Annotated in this window: 14 protein-coding genes; 6 read left to right on the top strand and 8 right to left on the bottom strand. The window is 47.4% G+C overall.

Annotated features, from left to right (window positions below; genetic code table 11):
* The first annotated feature begins 317 nt into the window (after positions 1–317).
* Positions 318–1,904, top strand: a complete 1,587-nt coding sequence (locus tag H3H32_RS36355; protein WP_182460563.1) for a hypothetical protein — start codon at positions 318–320, stop codon at positions 1,902–1,904.
* A 68-nt stretch (positions 1,905–1,972) separates the two neighbouring features.
* Here the strand turns inward: H3H32_RS36355 and H3H32_RS36350 are convergent, their stop codons facing one another.
* The 7 genes from H3H32_RS36350 to H3H32_RS36320 all read right to left on the bottom strand — a co-directional run bounded on the left by H3H32_RS36350 (position 1,973) and on the right by H3H32_RS36320 (position 9,896).
* The gene (locus H3H32_RS36350; protein ID WP_445265555.1) at positions 1,973–2,902 is read right to left on the bottom strand and encodes an aldose 1-epimerase family protein; all 930 of its coding nucleotides are present in this window, start codon (positions 2,900–2,902) and stop codon (positions 1,973–1,975) included.
* A 25-nt stretch (positions 2,903–2,927) separates the two neighbouring features.
* Positions 2,928–3,395 (bottom strand): 30S ribosomal protein S7, encoded by a 468-nt coding sequence (rpsG, locus tag H3H32_RS36345; protein WP_182460562.1) that lies wholly within the window; start codon positions 3,393–3,395, stop codon positions 2,928–2,930.
* A gap of 128 nt (positions 3,396–3,523) precedes the next feature.
* Positions 3,524–3,952, bottom strand: coding sequence for a 30S ribosomal protein S12 (rpsL, locus tag H3H32_RS36340; protein WP_182460561.1), 429 nt, complete (start codon positions 3,950–3,952; stop codon positions 3,524–3,526).
* Positions 3,953–4,097: 145 nt separating this feature from the next.
* On the bottom strand, positions 4,098–4,421 hold the full coding sequence (locus tag H3H32_RS36335) for a DUF3467 domain-containing protein (RefSeq protein ID WP_182460560.1): 324 nt from the start codon (positions 4,419–4,421) through the stop codon (positions 4,098–4,100).
* A 59-nt stretch (positions 4,422–4,480) separates the two neighbouring features.
* Positions 4,481–4,870: a DUF4870 domain-containing protein gene (locus tag H3H32_RS36330; RefSeq protein ID WP_220472583.1), complete on the bottom strand. Its 390-nt coding sequence runs from the start codon at positions 4,868–4,870 to the stop codon at positions 4,481–4,483.
* A gap of 220 nt (positions 4,871–5,090) precedes the next feature.
* Positions 5,091–6,329 carry a TlpA disulfide reductase family protein gene (locus tag H3H32_RS36325; RefSeq protein ID WP_182460559.1) on the bottom strand — a complete coding sequence of 413 codons (1,239 nt, stop codon included), beginning with the start codon at positions 6,327–6,329 and terminating at the stop codon, positions 5,091–5,093.
* 117 nt (positions 6,330–6,446) lie between these two features.
* Positions 6,447–9,896: a pyruvate carboxylase gene (locus H3H32_RS36320; protein WP_182460558.1), complete on the bottom strand. Its 3,450-nt coding sequence runs from the start codon at positions 9,894–9,896 to the stop codon at positions 6,447–6,449.
* 474 nt (positions 9,897–10,370) lie between these two features.
* Between H3H32_RS36320 and H3H32_RS36315 the strand changes: the two genes are divergently transcribed.
* On the top strand, positions 10,371–11,024 hold the full coding sequence (locus tag H3H32_RS36315) for a DUF1345 domain-containing protein (protein ID WP_182460557.1): 654 nt from the start codon (positions 10,371–10,373) through the stop codon (positions 11,022–11,024).
* A 1-nt stretch (position 11,025) separates the two neighbouring features.
* Here H3H32_RS36315 and H3H32_RS36310 read toward each other — a convergent pair whose 3' ends face one another.
* Positions 11,026–11,196: a hypothetical protein gene (locus tag H3H32_RS36310; protein WP_182460556.1), complete on the bottom strand. Its 171-nt coding sequence runs from the start codon at positions 11,194–11,196 to the stop codon at positions 11,026–11,028.
* Positions 11,197–11,584: 388 nt separating this feature from the next.
* On the opposite strand from H3H32_RS36310, the gene H3H32_RS36305 reads away from it, so the two are divergent.
* The 4 genes from H3H32_RS36305 to H3H32_RS36290 all read left to right on the top strand — a co-directional run bounded on the left by H3H32_RS36305 (position 11,585) and on the right by H3H32_RS36290 (position 17,305).
* Positions 11,585–12,298, top strand: coding sequence for a ferritin-like domain-containing protein (locus tag H3H32_RS36305; RefSeq protein WP_182460555.1), 714 nt, complete (start codon positions 11,585–11,587; stop codon positions 12,296–12,298).
* 15 nt (positions 12,299–12,313) lie between these two features.
* Positions 12,314–13,060: a ferritin-like domain-containing protein gene (locus H3H32_RS36300; protein WP_182460554.1), complete on the top strand. Its 747-nt coding sequence runs from the start codon at positions 12,314–12,316 to the stop codon at positions 13,058–13,060.
* 249 nt (positions 13,061–13,309) lie between these two features.
* Positions 13,310–14,665 (top strand): neutral/alkaline non-lysosomal ceramidase N-terminal domain-containing protein, encoded by a 1,356-nt coding sequence (locus tag H3H32_RS36295; protein WP_182460553.1) that lies wholly within the window; start codon positions 13,310–13,312, stop codon positions 14,663–14,665.
* Between the two features lie 24 nt (positions 14,666–14,689).
* The gene (locus H3H32_RS36290) at positions 14,690–17,305 is read left to right on the top strand and encodes a bifunctional glycoside hydrolase family 9 protein/polysaccharide deacetylase (RefSeq protein WP_182460552.1); all 2,616 of its coding nucleotides are present in this window, start codon (positions 14,690–14,692) and stop codon (positions 17,303–17,305) included.
* Positions 17,306–17,334: the final 29 nt, after the last annotated feature.

Raw genomic sequence — 17,334 nt, 5'->3', positions numbered from 1 at the left:
TCGAATCTATCAAGAAACTAAAAAGGTTATTTGTACCATATATGTATATACTAACGAAAGCTTGCCGCTTTTAGCGAACCTGTTACCATCTACCCCGTTTTGGCACCAACTTACCGAGCATCAACCCATATACTGTCCTAAAACCTTCGCAATTAATCACGCCAATAGGTATTACTTTATGTTGGAAAAATATAATTATAGCCGACTAAAGAGCCGAAATGAATAAGAAAAATCTTAAAAGCGTACTATAACATCAGGCAGACGAAATCTTAGTCTTATTTTTACGTTTTTTAACACAGACACCTTCGACTCTACTTATGACCCGAACTGCCGGTATAATTGCATGGCTACTACTGATCACAACGGTCCTTAGTACCTACGCGCAGGACTCCAAACCACTACAACTTGTATTTCCCAGCCAAACGACCTGGAACCATGTGTCCGAAGGAACCCCTATTCGATTTGATCTAAAAGCAATCGGCTCTCTGGCTGATACCGTAGTTTTTTCCATTCGAAACGAAATACCAGATGGCATTCAGTTCGATTCCCTTGGACATTTTAACTGGACACCCAGCTTCGATCTGGCCGATCGAATTCAGACCGTAAGAACTATACCGGTAACGTTTGAAGCGCGCAATAAACGTGGCCAGTCAGTTTCGCAAACCATCGACTTCAAAGTCGTACATGTTAATCGTCCGCCTGTAGTTGGCGAATTGCAGCCATTTTACGTCAGATACCGAACGCAGAATACCTATAAAATCGACCCGCAGGTGGTACACGATGACGATGGCGATCCAATCGTATTTATCCCCATTGCCGACCAAATGCCCGAAGGCAGCAAACTGTCATCGCAAGGCGAACTCACCTGGACTCTTTCGCTCAACCAATTTAATCGGTTGAAACAGGCTCCCCAATACCTTGAATTCTGGGTAGAAGATCAGCCGGCAAAGACACGCACAAAAGGAAGGCTAAAAATAGAGGTCACGGCTATGGATTTGCCCCCTGAGATTTCAATTATCCCCAAAGCAACGCACTACAAATTAAGAGAAAACGCAACCGTAGATCTAAAGTTTTACTTATCAGATCCCAACGGGGAGGACGACATCTCTACATTTGGTTTCCTGTCTGATAACCAACTAATTCCGAAAACAGCCTTAATTAAAAACACAGAAAATCAGTACGAATTTATCTGGCAACCAACTTATGATTTCGTAAAAGACCCGTACGATTCATTAAATGTTCAGATTACATTTTACGCGCTGGATAAAGCGCAAAATCGGGCAGAACAGCGAATTACCTTTACAATTTTAAATACGGTTAACGAGGCCGAGAAAGACCGTTACTATTATAATCAATACCGCCAAGTGTTAGTCCAGGCATGGGGGCTGATCGAGCAGTTAAGCGATAAAGAAGGACAACTCAAGGATGATTACAAAAGAGCGAAAGGAGGCAAGCGTAATCGTTCGGTAGCCAATGCCTCACTGGGAGCTGTTACAGGTGTAACACCAGCCGTAACAGGTGCAAGTACCAGTGCAGCCGCTCAAAGTAATGGACGTATTATTTCGGCTGTGGGTGGTACTGCTGTTTTAACAATGGGCACGCTCGAAGCAACCGAAGTCATTGGTAAGTCGATGAAGGATTTGCTCGACCGTTATAACTATGTATTGGGCAAACGAAGTGAACTACAAAACAAAGGCGACGTATTTGCCCGCGAGTTTGCGTTGAAATCGACTCGTCGTACTGGAGATTTCGTTAAAAAATTAGATGATTTCCGAAATTCAATGAGCTTGAGTGGTTTAGTAGCCCTTGAATTAGATGCCAACTGGCAAAACAAAAAAGAAGCTACTGATAAAGCTATCAAAAGGACGTTCAAGGATTTTACGCCACTAGAAGAAACGCAGTAGGACTTTGTGTATTTGGTTTATGGTTTACGGTGGCTGGCGCGTAAACCATAAACCAAATACCGTGAACCTTATTTCACGTCAATAGTAAAAGCAGCTTCAAATACCTCTCCCTCTCCTACCTGCTGAATAGCTTCTTTTTGTTGAATGGGTTTTAGCTCACCCTCGCTATCTGCGCAACCCAACCAGGGTTCAATACACACGAAGGATGCACCAGGCTTGGCCCACAAGCCTAGATAAGGAAACGACGGAAAACTCACCGTTACGGCGTGGTCGTGTTTATCGCTTCGAAGCGACACGCTCCGCGAAGCCAGATTTTTGAAAACCAGCGCATCTTCGTCAAACAAATGCTTCGTTAACGGCAAGCGATGACCTTCTGTTGGCACTGGTTTCGTTTCGCCAGTAAAATAGCCGCCCGCCGAAAGCATGTGTGTTTCTAAGTCTTCTGCCTCTTCAAATTCAATGAAATAGTCTTCGAGGTTTTCATTGACGAAGAATGGAGCCGCAAAAGCCGGGTGTGCGCCCACAGAGAAGAAAACGGTCTTCTCATCCTGATTGACAACCCGATAGGTAACCGTCAGGCGAGGACCATCGAGTTCATACATTATCTGAAAGTCAAATTCGTACGGGAAATGTACGCGCGTTACGACGCTGGACCGCAAGGAAAATATGGCATGAGTCGTTGTCGATTCTGTTGTTTCGAATAGCGACTGACGCGTAAAACCGTGGCGCTCCATTGGGTATGTTTTTCCATCAATGAGCACCTGATTGTTCAGGCACCCACCAACTACTGGAAACAGATTGGGAGCATGCCATCCCCAAACGGAGGCATCGGCTTGCCAGAGGTGTTCGATACCCGTAGGTTTATGAAAAATAGACGTCAGTTCGGCCCCTTTCGGACGAATCGACACGCGGAGATGGTCGTTTTCCAGAATTGTCATAGGCCCAAAAATAACAAAAGCTCCCCAATGTTGGGGAGCTTTTGCAAATTCAACGGCCATCGGGACTTTGGCGCGTTTGGTTGGTTTAGAACCGGAAGTGTGAGAACGCCTTGTTGGCTTCTGCCATACGGTGCGTATCGTCCTTCTTTTTAACAGCTGCGCCTTCACCTTTTGCGGCTGCGACGATTTCGGCTGCTAACCGGTCTACCATAGTTTTCTCACCCCGCGAACGAGCATACTTAATAAGCCATTTCATGCCTACCGCGACTTTTCGGTCTGCCCGTACTTCGGTTGGCACCTGGAAGGTAGCTCCACCGACGCGACGACTTTTAACTTCAACTGATGGCATTACATTGTTCAATGCCTTTTTCCAAGTATCCAGACCGCTTTCGTTGGTGCGTTTTGCAACTACATCAAGTGCGTCGTAGAAGATGGAGTACGCCAGGCTCTTTTTGCCTTCGTACATCAGATTGTTAACAAATTTGGTTACGAGGATTTCCTTATACTTAGGATCAGGTAATACGTAACGCTTGGGCGGTTTCGCCTTTCTCATGATTTCTTCAGATTTTTGATCTTACTCTGAACGTAGTCTTTCCAGCGTCCAGTCAGTTGTTATATATGATGTAGGATGTATGATCTATCTTATTAATACATCATATATCTTATATCATACATAGTTAATTATTTTTTCTTCTTAGCTGGTGGTGCACCTTTGCCACCTTTTACTGGAGCCTGACCTGGTTTCGGACGTTTGGCACCGTATTTCGAACGGCTTTGCAGACGACCGTTAACACCAGCCGTATCCAATGCACCGCGAACGATGTGGTAACGTACCCCTGGAAGATCTTTCACACGACCACCCCGGATCAGTACGATTGAGTGTTCTTGGAGGTTATGACCTTCACCTGGAATGTAAGCGTTAACTTCCCGACCGTTCGTTAAACGAACCCGGGCAACTTTACGAAGAGCCGAGTTTGGCTTCTTCGGCGTGGTCGTGTACACCCGTGTACACACACCCCGACGTTGTGGGCAGGCATCTAAAGCTGGCGACTTTGACTTGTCGATCAGCTTTTCGCGGCCTTTACGCACTAATTGTTGTATAGTAGGCATTCTTGATTTTGTTTATAAAAAAACAGTCTTCCCGAATTTTGAGGTGCAAAGGTAATAAAAATTTGCGAATTACGAGGTACGGATTGTGATTTATTGTTACCCTCACAGGTAAATCATAAATCGTAAGTCTCAAATCGTAAGTCAATTACGCCTGCCCCACTGGGCCACCGAAGCCACCAGACGGGAATCGAAAAGCATCGTTGGGTTCGTTGATACCGCCGTGTGCCTCTTCATACCGACTAATGTTTTCCCGTAGGGCATCCAGCAATCTTTTAGCGTGTTCGGGAGTCAGAATAATTCGGGCTTTTACTTTTGCCTTAGGAACGCCCGGCATCAGGCGAATAAAATCCAGGATAAATTCACTGTTTGAGTGAGCGATCATCGCCAGATTTGCATAAACGCCTTCAGCAATTTCTTCACTTAATTCAACGTCAATGGAACCTTCTGGATTTTGTTGTTGCGGATTCATATTGTTAAAATTGTTATCTGTCAGTTTACCAGCCACCCTTACCTGAGGTTGATAGTGACTTATTTAATAAATCGAATTGCTATCGGATACCGATAATACTCTCCATTATTGGCCTTAATGCCGGCAATGATAGTGAAAACGAGCCAAACAATACCTACCGCCCAGATCAACACAAATCCGATCAACACAAACATGAGCAGAATAGATATGCCCGTTGCAATAGCGATCGTAATCTGAAAATTAAGGGCTTCTTTTCCATGATAATCAACAAACGCTGACTTGTCTTTCTGGATTTGCCAGATAACCAAAGGTGCCACAACGCTTCCTACAACGAAGAACGAACCCGGCAACGCACTCAGGTGAGCCAGCATGGCCCACAGTCGGGCATCGGCTTCACTGAACGAGGCTGGTGTGGGTGGCATAGGCGGAATTGGCGGTTGATTTTCCATAGTCAAGAAGTAAGTTGGTTACAGCAGTAAGTTGCGATAAAACTTTGACTGGCACAATGTTAAGCCTATAAATTAACCTCTAGATTAGCTTCTGACCTTCATTAACCTACATTGGCCAATTTCTGCTGAGTTGGGAGATATGTATCGAATGTAAACTACGCCGTAAAAACAAAGCCACTGCATCATTGCAGTGGCTTTGAGTAAGCACATAAGTTAGCAATTATTTATTGAGTCGCGGTTTCGTTTCGCCCGAAGGTGTCTCATTGATCAGGTGATCCATTTCGGTGTTGAATTCCTTCACAAATTCTTCGTAATACTGCCCGGTTGCTGGTCCCGAATAGCCGGTATGTACTTTCGCGACTTCGCCATTTCGCCGAACAAAAATCGTTGTGGGGAAAACCGCTACTTCGCTCAATGCGGGTAATGCTTCTGACGGATGTTTACCATCTAAGAGGCCCGCAAACAGAATATCATACCCAATCTGATACCGTTTTTTCATGGGTTCAAGTCGGGCTTTGGCAAAGGCTGGATCATTCTTATACTCAAACGCCAGCCCAATAATTTCAACGCCCCGCTTTTTATTGGCTTCGTACCAGGGCGACAGAAGGGCGGCTTCGTCCATACAGTTGTGGCACCAGCTTCCCATAATGGTTACGATAACTACTTTATCCTTATACTTCGGATCATTCAACGATACTGGTTTGCCCGTAAACGCATCTGGAAACGTAAACGCAAAAGGGACTCCTTTTTTCATAGTTGTCAGGCTATAAGCGTCGGGCAAGGCAGCCTGCGCATTTCGGGTGCCCGTAATAGGCTGTACAGCCCGCGCACTGGCCTGTTCACCAATTAGCTGATTGCCGCTAACTTTTCCCTTAAATAATTGTGGACTAGACCCATCGAACGCCGACAAGGCGAAACTATCGGCCTGCACAACACCTTCGTAATAACGGAGGTCGCCACCTGTACTCAGAAACGTACCCGTCAGTCGGTTGGCGCGTTGCTCAAATACACCGATCAACTTGGTTTTGTCGTTAATAACCACATCCCATTTCCCCTGTAAACTAACCGAAGCGGGGGCCGGATGCTCCACAAAGCGATACTTTTTACCATACTCGGCCCGAAACGGTATTGGCTTAACGGGTGTCGAGGTTCCCAGGTAATTAAACGTTCCTACCAGCGTTCCATCGTTTTCAATTTTGGCGGCTAGTAGCCGATTGTAAACATCAACCGGAATAAACAATGAATCACCCTGTTGATGGACGCCCGGAAGTTCGAATCGCTCCGTTCCATTGATCAGGTAAGCCGATTTTCCCTTCAGTTCGAAATTGAAAGGTGCCTGCAGTCCACCCGCCATTGTAAAAACTCCTCGCCAAAAGCCATCTTTTGGTTTTGTCTGTGCCTCACTACTAAAACCGGCCAGCAGACATCCAAGTGCAAGGACTAGTTTTTTGAGAGTCATAAGATGTGATTTGTAAGGTTAGTTGTGATGAATTTGTTGCAAAAAACGGTGGATTCGTTTGATCTTATTGACTTGGCAATCAGAATCAAATGAATCCACCGTTTTTAAAACGTAGTACTACGCAAGCTCTAATACACAGTCGTCCTGCTCAACCGTTGTACTTTCTTTCAGGACGATTTTACTAACTGTTCCTGCCTTCTGAGCGGCTACGATACTTTCCATTTTCATGGCTTCGATCACGAACAGCGGTTGGTTTTTCTTAACCGTATCTCCTTCTTTCACCAGAATACGCGTAAGTCGTCCCTGCAACGGAGCCCCTATATCGCCCGCTTTGCTCGCTTTAACGTGATGCGACTTCTCCACTTTCGATGCTTTATCACGCACCTTCACCTGCCGGCTCTGACCGTTCAGTTCGAAGGTAATCGTCCGCATACCGAACTCGTCTGGCTCCGACCGGAATAACAACCGAACCAGGATATTCTTCCCTTCTTCGATGTTAATCAGGATTTCTTCGTTCTCTTTTAGACCATAGAAAAACGCAGGTGTCGGAATGATGCTGACGTTACCATACTGCTCATTCGCCTTATAATATTCGTCATAGACCTTCGGATACATCTGGTACGACAAATAATCCAGGAAGCCATCGCAAAGCGGGTATTTTGCCTCGAATTCCCTGAAATCAGCATCGAAGTCTATGGGTTTCAAGTGCTTATTGGGTCGATCCGTAATCGGTTCTTCGCCTTTCAGCACAACTTTCTGAATGTCTTCGGGGAATCCACCAACTGGTTGACCCAGAATTCCTTTCATCAGTTCTTTTACCGATTCGGGGAAGGATAAGGAGTCTCCTCGTGTCAATACATCGTTGGCGGTGAGGTTATTGGCAGTCATGAAAATCGCCATATCCCCCACTACCTTCGACGAAGGTGTTACTTTCACGATATCGCCAAACAATTGGTTAGCCACCGAGTAATTCTTCTTCAGCGTCTCGAATTTATCGCCCAGACCAGTTGCAATAGCCTGTGGTTTTAAGTTCGAATATTGACCTCCGGGAATTTCATTTTCATACACCTCGGCACTGCTCGCTTTCATACCCGACTCAAACGGGTAGTAATACTCCCGAACATCTTCCCAGTAGTTGGAATAGGCGTTCAGCGAGGGCAGATTCATTTTGCATTCGCGCTCGTGCCCCTCCATCATCGCTACGACCGAGTTAAAGTTCGGCTGCGACGTTAGGCCCGATAACGCGCCCAAAGCACAATCGACAATATCTACTCCCGAGTCAATCGCTTTCAGGTAGGTAGCCGCCTGAATACCCGCCGTATCATGCGTATGCAGGTGAATTGGAATGCTCACGGCTTTTTTCAACTCACTCACCAATACCTCAGCCGAAAGCGGTTTCAGCAAACCAGCCATGTCTTTGATGGCCAGCAAATGAGCGCCCTCATCTTCGAGCTGACGAGCCATGTCGAGGTAATACTGGAGCGTGTATTTGTGCTGGTTAGGCGACAGAACATCTCCTGTGTAGCAAATAGCGGCTTCGCAAAGGGCGTCGGTACGCTCACGAACAGCCCGAATACTCACTTTCATGGCCTCAACCCAGTTGAGTGAATCGAAAATTCGGAAGACATCGATACCGGTTTCCCACGATTTCTCCACAAATTTTTCGATCAGGTTATCGGGGTAAGCCGAATAACCAACCGCGTTGGAACCACGGAACAGCATTTGCAACAGCATGTTCGGCATGGCCTCACGCAGCGCTTCCAACCGTTTCCAGGGACTTTCGTAGAGGAAACGCATAGCGACATCGAAGGTCGCACCGCCCCAGACTTCCATTGAGAATAGTTCTGGATGGTTTTTTGCGAACCCTTCGGCTACTTTCTGCAAATCCTGGGTTCGAACCCGTGTTGCCAGCAATGACTGATGTCCATCGCGGAACGTCGTATCGGTATAGAGGACGCATTTCTGATCTTTCACCCACTGCGAAAACTTCTCGCGGCCTAGTTCTTTCAGACGATCCCGGTTCCCGGCTGGGTAAGCCCCGTAGGTATCGAAAGCCGGAACAATAGGCGTGCGGAATACTTTGCTGTCGTCTTTCTTTTTTACTTCCGGATTACCGTTTACAATAACATCAGCGAGGTAGTTGAGTACGCGCGTTGACCGGTCCTGTGGTTTACGGAGGTTAAAGAGCTCGGGGTGCGTTTCAATGAACGAAACCCGTGCTTCGCCCCGCTGAAAAATTGGGTGACTAATCACATTCAGCAAAAAGCTGATGTTGGTTTTAACACCCCGAATCCGGAACTCCAGCAGTGCCCGCGTCAGGCGTTGAGTCGCTCCTTTGAGTGTGCGTCCCCTCGCCGAAACTTTCACAATCATCGAGTCGAAGTAGGGCGAGATTTTCATACCCGCGTAGCTACTTCCCTCATCTAACCGGATACCGAAACCAGCCGCATTACGGTAGGCCGTGATCGTACCAAAATCGGGTTTAAACCCATTCGACGGATCTTCAGTCGTGATACGACACTGAATAGCGTAGCCGTTCAATGGGATATCTTCCTGCCGATTGATATAAATACCATTGTCGGAAAGTTGGTAACCCATCGCAATCAGGATCTGGGTTCTGACAATGTCGATTCCGGTTACTTCTTCCGTAATGGTGTGCTCAACCTGAATCCGTGGATTTACTTCAATGAAGTAGATATTCTCATTTTTATCGACTAGGAATTCAACCGTTCCTGCGTTGGAATATTCGACAGCCCGGCCCAGTTGAAGCGCGTACGCATAGAGTTTATCCTTGGTTTCCTGCTTCAGGCCAAAGGAGGGTGCCACTTCCACAACCTTCTGGAACCGGCGTTGTACCGAGCAATCCCGCTCATATAAGTGAACGATGTTTCCATGCTGATCACCAAGCAATTGAACTTCGATGTGCTTGGGTTCTTCGATGAATTTTTCCAGGAAAATCGTGTCATCACCAAACGCGTTGCGGGCTTCGTTCTTTGCTTCGGCAAATGCCTTTTCAAATTCTTCGGCCTGCCGAACTACCCGCATTCCTCGCCCACCGCCACCAGCTGCGGCTTTCACCATAATCGGGAAACCAATTCGCTGAGCTTCGGTCAGGGCAAATTCGGGGCTCATGTTCTCTTCCCGAGAATCGGGAATGAGTGGTACGCCAGCTTTGGTAGCCAGATTCTTGGCTCGCACTTTATCGCCAAGCGCGTCCATTGCTTCGGGCGATGGGCCGATGAAGATAATTCCCTCTTCGCGGCACCGACGAGCCAGTTTTACATTCTCCGATAGAAAGCCGTAGCCGGGATGAATGGCATCGATTTTATGACGTTTAGCCAGTAAAATAATACCCTCGACATCTAAATACGGTTTCAGCGCATCTTCATCCCGACCAATCTGATACGCTTCATCGGCCTTGTAGCGGTGAAGCGAATAGCGGTCTTCATAGGTGTAAACAGCAACGGTGGTAATGCCCAATTCGGTGGCAGCACGCATGATACGGATGGCAATTTCGCCCCGGTTAGCGACAAGCAAACGTTTGATGGGTCGGATGTACTCTTTCATAGATTCTCAACAAAACGACTTCTGGCTGTAAGATCGTCAAATGACAAGGCAAGATGGTTGAAAATTTCGAAAAAGCCCTCCTGTACCGTATAATCATTGGAAAAAACAGATTTTTCCAAGAATATTCCACAAACCATTCAAACAGGTATTTTTATGATTTAGGCCTATTTACTACCTAATAATCTGATTCAACTGCGTTTACAGGTATAGATGACGCTATGTACCTTATTTCAGACAGTGGATTTTCCCCATCAAAGAAACGCTACAGAAGGCCTATATCAGGTATAAAACCCTTGTTGTCGCTAGCGTGAACAATTCAGGTCTGTGTCTATTTATAACACAACTCTAAATCTATTTTTAATCTAGTCGAGTATGCTTACGCTCACCTTTACGCTATTCGTTCAGCGCCCGTAAATTTGGGCAACAACAGACGGATGGCTTATTGAGCGGCCAGCTTGTCTTTCCGGCATTTCCATGATCAATAAATTGATTCAGTACGTTTCCCGATTCGATTCGCATCATCGGCTTATGATTGCCCTGGCTGTATCAGGAATCGCCTATTTCATTGTTCCGGAGAGTTATAATGTCCCTGCTCATGTCACGGCTGTCTGGGTAGCCTTTGCCATGACAATATTAGGGCTGGCCTGGACATCTTTGCTGGTGGCACATCCCCGCGATTTGCCAAAACTGTCGCGCCTTCAGGATTCAAGTCGACTTTATATTCTGGTTTTTGTTGTCGTAGCCGCCGTTGCCAGCTTGTTCGCGGTTGTGGCCCTGCTCAATTCGATGGATAACAACCGAAGAGAGCATCTTCTGCTACCTATTCTGGCGGTTGCCAATGCCTGGATTTTGGTGCATACGGTCTTTACAATCCGTTACGCACATCTCTATTATGGCAATGATACCCGATTGAGCAAGCGTCCCAAAGGCTTGAATTTCCCGGATGAGCCCGAGCCTGACTACCTCGATTTCGCTTACTTTTCGTTCGTTATTGGCATGACTAGCCAGGTTTCCGATGTAACGATCAGTTCAAAAAGAATGCGTCGAACCGCGCTGGCTCATGGCGTGCTTTCGTTTGGTTTCAACGCGATTATCATTGCGTTGACGATAAGCGGCATCTCCAAATAGATTAGCCAGCGTTTCTAGTCTGCTTCTTCGCTTTTTCGAGTTGTTCTTTTTCGTAAGACTCCCGTTGACGCTTATCAGCAATCAGCGTTCGATAAAGGCCATTTAGTACGTATAAGTCATCTACTTCATCAATGAGACGATGGAGGTGTTCGCGCACTTGCGTAATGTTCATATTAATTCGTTGGATGCGTTGGTTATTGTGGCTTCCCCTGATTAGGCCGTAACGAAATTACAATCGGCGGCCGATTTTCTCCCAATCTTCACCGACAATAAACGCTCCAGGTAATCCATTTTAATCTGTCTTAGCGCTTTACCGCTTTGTCAATCAACAGGTAGTGGTCGTTTCTGCGGCCTGCTTACTCTTCTAACTCTATTTTTGTCAGGCGTTAGGTACCGATTCCAACAAATTTGGCATCAAGATGTTAAACACCAGTAACAGCCCGTTTTTAGTACTTAAGGCTGTTTTTATAGAAAGCCCAAATCCAAATTTCATCCGCAGTCGTAAGTGTTCCTAAATAATACGAAACGGCATTCTTTCGCTGCTTTTTAATTAATACGTTATGAAAAAACAGGACAATGAATCGGGCCTTACCATGCTACCAGGCCAGTTAGAACCGGTTAAAGTAGGTCGCCGGTTGTTTCTCTACTATGCAGGCGCCTTAACCGCTGGAGGAGCTATGTTGGCCGCTTGTGGCAATGAAGAAAATCCAACAACAGTAATGGCTCCTGTGGATTTAGGCACGGGCGACACCGGGATTTTGAATTACGCCTATGCGTTGGAGCAGTTAGAAGCGGCTTTTTACACACAGGTAATTGCCACGCCCTACAGTGGAATGACAGACGCGGAAAAAACACTCTTAAGCGACATCCGCGATCATGAAATTGTTCACCGTGAATTTTTGAAAGCAGCGCTGGGCACTAGTGCTATTGCGGGTTTAACTCCAAATTTTGCGTCGATCAATTTCACCGACCGGGCTAGTGTTTTGGGAACAGCCAAAGCGTTTGAAGATCTTGGGGTATCGGCCTACAATGGGGCGGGTCCGCTCATTACAAATCCAGATTACCTGGCAGTAGCCGGAAAGATTGTATCGGTTGAAGCGCGTCATGCGGCAGCCATTCGTGATCTACTCAATCCGAAATCAGCTGACTTTGCTGGCGACGATGTAGTGGCTCCTGCCACGGGTCTCGATGTCTCGAATCCACCCGCAACGGTGTTGCCTATCGCACAGAAGTACGTAAAAACAACCATTACGGCCACCAATCTTCCCAAGTAAACCTGACACAACGCTATGAATTTATTTAAATTAATATCTGATATTGAGAAGGTTGATCCCGAATTTAGTGATCGCTATAGCTTTTACTCTCGCCGGAACCTCCTCAAATTTAGCTCAAACCTGATTGCTGCGGGTATTCCAGCTATTGTTGCGGGTACACTCAATAAAGCACTGGCCCAAACCACAACGGCACCTTCGCAGGCCGCCATCGATGTAGCCAACTTTGCCCTGACGCTCGAATATCTGGAAGACGAATTTTACCGTACTGGATTAGGCACATCAGGCTTAGTGCCCTCTACGGATACTACAGTTATCACACAGATTAGCAAACACGAAACTGCACACGTAGCCTTGCTAAAAGGCGCTCTGGGTGCAGCTGCGGTAGCCAAACCGACCTTCAAGTATCCAGCCGGGACGTTTACTAGTTATGCGACGTTCTTAAACACGGCTCGTTTGCTGGAAGATACGGGAGTCCAGGCCTATAAAGGTCAGGCCCCTGCTCTGATCAATGATAAAGCCATTTTGGGCGTAGCGCTGCAAATTCACTCGGTAGAAGCCCGTCATGCGTCGGAAGTTCGCCGGATGCTGGGTATGAAAGGCTGGGTTTCGGATGCGACTCAGACAACCTTTATGCAGGGCACGGTGAATTTAAAAACGCTGCCTAATGTAACGGGCATATCGGACGATAATTTCCGAGGTGCCTTTGATGAGCCATTAACAAAAGCACAGGTACTGGCTGGTGCAGCGCCATTCCTGAGCTAACAAATCATAATATAGGGAGGCCGGGAAACCGGCAGGGTGACGGAAGGCATCGGAGATTTTCTCCGGTGCCTTTTTTTTATCAAGAGGGGTCAGGGGTGGTCAGAAATTGTCAAGCGTGGTCAAAGATAGTTAGGCCTGAAAATTCCCTTATCACCTCCTACTCATTCTTGACAACCTCTGACTATTCCTGACCACACCTGACAACTCTTGACAACTTTTAACGAAATTCGCCAGTCTAAGCGATAGTACATGAAATTCGTCCGTATTCTTCTCAAAGTTCTTCTGGGGCTGGTTATTTTTATTCTACTCTTTCTGGCTGTTAGTCTGGCGCCTGTTGATGACACGCCTTATCAGCAAATGCCCTACTACACTCAAACTAAACAACGGCTCGAGCAACTCTCGGCACCATCAACGGCCAAAACTCCTCTACAAGCCGGTTGGGCAAAAGTAAATATTACCCCCCCTTACGATACGCCCACTGGCGGCTATGGGGCACGGCGTGGTAAACACTGGCACGTTGTTGCCGATTCCATTTTTGCACGGGCTATTGTACTGGATAACGGTGGTACCAAAGTCGCGGTGGTGGGTTTGGATTTACTCATTACGCCCCCGACTGTCATGGAAGCGCTCAAAAAACGCCTTCCTGAGGTCGGTTTGCAGTGGGAGAATGTCTATACGGGCGCTATTCACTCACACAATAGCATTGGTGGCTGGGCACCCGGTCTGGTTGGGCAACTAATTGCGGGCGGCTACGATGAGAAAATTGTGACCCGCATTACAGATGGAGTCCTGCAGGCCATTCGGAATGCGCAAACCAATATGGCTCCCGTTCAGGTGGGTTTTGGACAGGCAGATGCCAGCGATCACATCTACAACCGAATTGGAAGCTCAGGACCAACTGGGCCACTCGATGGTATGATTCGCCTACTGAAGTTGAAAAAATCGACGGGCGAGTCTGCCTTGCTGTGCACCTTTTCTGGCCACGCGACTCTCTATGAGGACGATATGTGGAATTACCTCAGTCGTGATTATCCAGGTTCGCTCGTAGATCGGTTGGAAAAGAAATCGGCTGATTTCGCCGTGTTTATGGCCGGGGCCGTTGGTAGCACAGGACCACAAGCGCGGGGCAAAACTGATTTTCAGGAAATCCGAAATTATGCTGGTGATTTAGCCCTACGGATCGAGCGAACTGTTCCCCAAATCCAGACGAAATCCGACAGTGCATTGGCCATTCTCACCTTACCGCTGGGTTTACGAGAGCCACACCCGCGCGTAATCGGAAACTGGCGGGTGCGCCCCTGGTTGTTCTATGCCATCTACGGTGACTACCCATCCGATCTGAAAGCTTTGCGCATTGGCCAAACCGTAATGCTGGGTACCCCCTGCGATTTCTCCGGCGAATTTGTTGCCGACTTCAAGCCATTAGCCACCCAAAAAGGTGTTAACCTAATGATTACCAGTTTCGACGGTGGCTATATCGGTTACGTCACCCCCGATGCTTACTACAATCGCCCAACCTACGAAACCCGCGACATGAATTGGTTTGGCCCCTATAATGGTACCTATTTCGAGGAAATGATGATGGGGTTGTTGAAGAAGATATAGATGGATCATTCCACCCTAGAACCCATGCCTATTCGTCTACCTGTAATCATTGCGTTAGTAATCAGCCTCACCGCATTTATTAGTCTACCCGTCCATGTAGAGACAAGGCATGCCTTGTCTCTACAAACGCGCCAATCACAACAACCACCCGCCGTTATACGCATTAACCTCCTCGGTTATCGCCCTAGCAGCCCTAAAATAGCCGTTTGGGGAAGCTTGACTGAGCAGACGTTGACGCAGTTTCAACTTGTTGATGAACAGACGAATCGCGTAATCCAGCAATTACCAGCCGGAAAGGCATTTGGGGCTTATGGGCCGTTTCAGCAAACCTATCGACTCGATTTTTCAACTGTCCGACAACCGGGTCGCTATTACCTGCAAACAAACGACGGCGTCCGCTCACCCAGTTTCCGTATTGACGAAACCGTTTATGATGGTGCCGCTGATTTTTGTTTACGGTATATGCGCCAACAACGAAGTGGCTACAACCCATTCCTGAAAGATTCCTGTCATACGCACGACGGCTATACACTCTACGGCCCCATGCCCGATAGTACGCACATCGACGCGTCGGGAGGCTGGCACGACGCATCTGATTATCTGCAATATGTAACTACCTCTGCCAACGCAACTTATCATCTATTAGCGGCTCAGCGCGATTTCCCGAAGGCGTTCGGCGATCAGCATCAGGCGAATGGATTACCGGGCAGTAACGGACAAGCTGACGTACTGGACGAAGCGCAGTGGGGATTGGACTGGTTACTGAAAATGCATCCCAGAGAAGATTGGCTTTTCAATCAACTTGGCGATGATCGCGACCACGCTGGTATGCGCATTCCGAAAGAAGATAATTTCTACGGGAAAGGCTTTGAACGCCCCGTTTACTTCGCGTCGGGACAGCCGCAGGGGATGTTTAAGTACAAAAGCCGCGCAACTGGTGTAGCCTCTACCGCCGGAAAAGTCAGTAGCGCACTGGCTTTAGGTTATCAATTACTGCATACTCGTCAGCCTGATTATGCGAAGAAACTTTGGCAACGGTCAAAATCGGCCTATCAGCTTGGCTTGAACAAACCGGGAAACTGTCAGACGGCACCCGGACGGGCACCGTATTTCTACGAAGAAGACAACTATACCGACGACATGGAGCTGGCGACTGTTGAGCAACTCAATGCAGCCAAAGCCACAGGCAAGCAAGCAGCTAACTGGCAAACGAAAGCGCTGGATTTTGCCCGACAGGAGCCTGTGACACCCTGGATTCTGAACGATACCGCCCGACATTACCAATGGTATCCGTTTGTGAACGTCGGCCATGCTGAGCTGGCGAAAAAACTTCCCGCCAGTCAGCGCAAAACGGTCACTGATTTTTATAAGCAAGGCATCGAGACCATCTGGCAACGTGCGAAACAAAATGCGTTTTATCGGGGCGTCCCCTTTACGTGGTGCAGCAACAACCTCACCACTTCCTTTGCCACGCAGTGTTTCTGGTACCGTCAGTTAACGCATGATACGCAATACGAAGCACTTGAGCAGGCCAATTTCGACTGGTTATTTGGCTGTAACATCTGGGGCACCAGCTTCGTATATGGCCTTCCCGCTAATGCCGATACGCCCGCCGATCCACACTCAGCCTTTACGCACCTTAAACAATATCCGATTGATGGTGGTCTGGTCGATGGTCCCGTACGCGGCAGTATCTACAGCAAGCTGATTGGCATTACGCTCTATCAGCCCGACGAATATGCGGCTTTCCAGAGCAACGTAGCTGTTTATCACGACGATTATGGCGATTACAGTACCAACGAGCCAACAATGGATGGTACCGCAACGCTCATCTACTTATTAGCCGCCAAACAGGCCGAAAAACCTAGTGCTCTCAGTCCTAAAGCTATCCCTAAAAAAGTAAGCAAACCTGTTAAAAAGCTCAACCTACCAGCAAACGAAACCAAATCAACCTATTTCAAAGGGGCAAAAATTAGGGGCGATACCTCGCTCAAACGACTCGCACTCGTCTTCACAGGCGACGAATTTGCCGATGGTGGCTCAATCATTGCCCGAACGTTGCGCAAGCACGGCGTTCGGGCTTCGTTTTTTCTGACAGGGCGTTTTCTTCGAAATCCAAACTTCTCTGCGATAATCAAGCAGTTGGTTCAGGATGGAAATTACTTTGGCCCCCATTCTGACCAACACCTGTTGTATTGCGATTGGGGTAAACGAGATAGCTTGCTCGTCAGTCGAAAGGAGTTTGTGAACGACTTGCGGGCTAACTATGCAGCTCTGGCTCGCTTTACTAATTCATCTAACAACCCTCGCCTATTTCTACCACCTTACGAGTGGTATAACGACAGTATTTCGGTATGGACAAAGGCCGAGGAAATTCAACTCATCAACTATACACCTGGCACGTTGAGCCATGCCGATTACACAACGCCCGAAGATCGGAATTACCGAACCAGCGAGACAATCCTGCAATCCATTCACACGTATGAAGCCAAAAAGCCAGCGGGATTAAACGGATTTATCTTGCTGATGCACATCGGTACCGGCCCCACGCGAACGGATAAACTCTATGATCGCCTGGACGAGTTTTTAACTGACTATCAACGAAAAGGCTACCAGTTTGTGCGGGTTGATGAATTGTAATTTTAACTCGAAACTTTACGCATGAAAGA

This window comes from Spirosoma foliorum (assembly GCF_014117325.1).
Taxonomy (GTDB): Bacteria; Bacteroidota; Bacteroidia; order Cytophagales; family Spirosomataceae; genus Spirosoma; species Spirosoma foliorum.
Note: the sequence above shows the minus strand (reverse complement) of the source record. Positions and strands in the feature narration are given on the sequence as shown.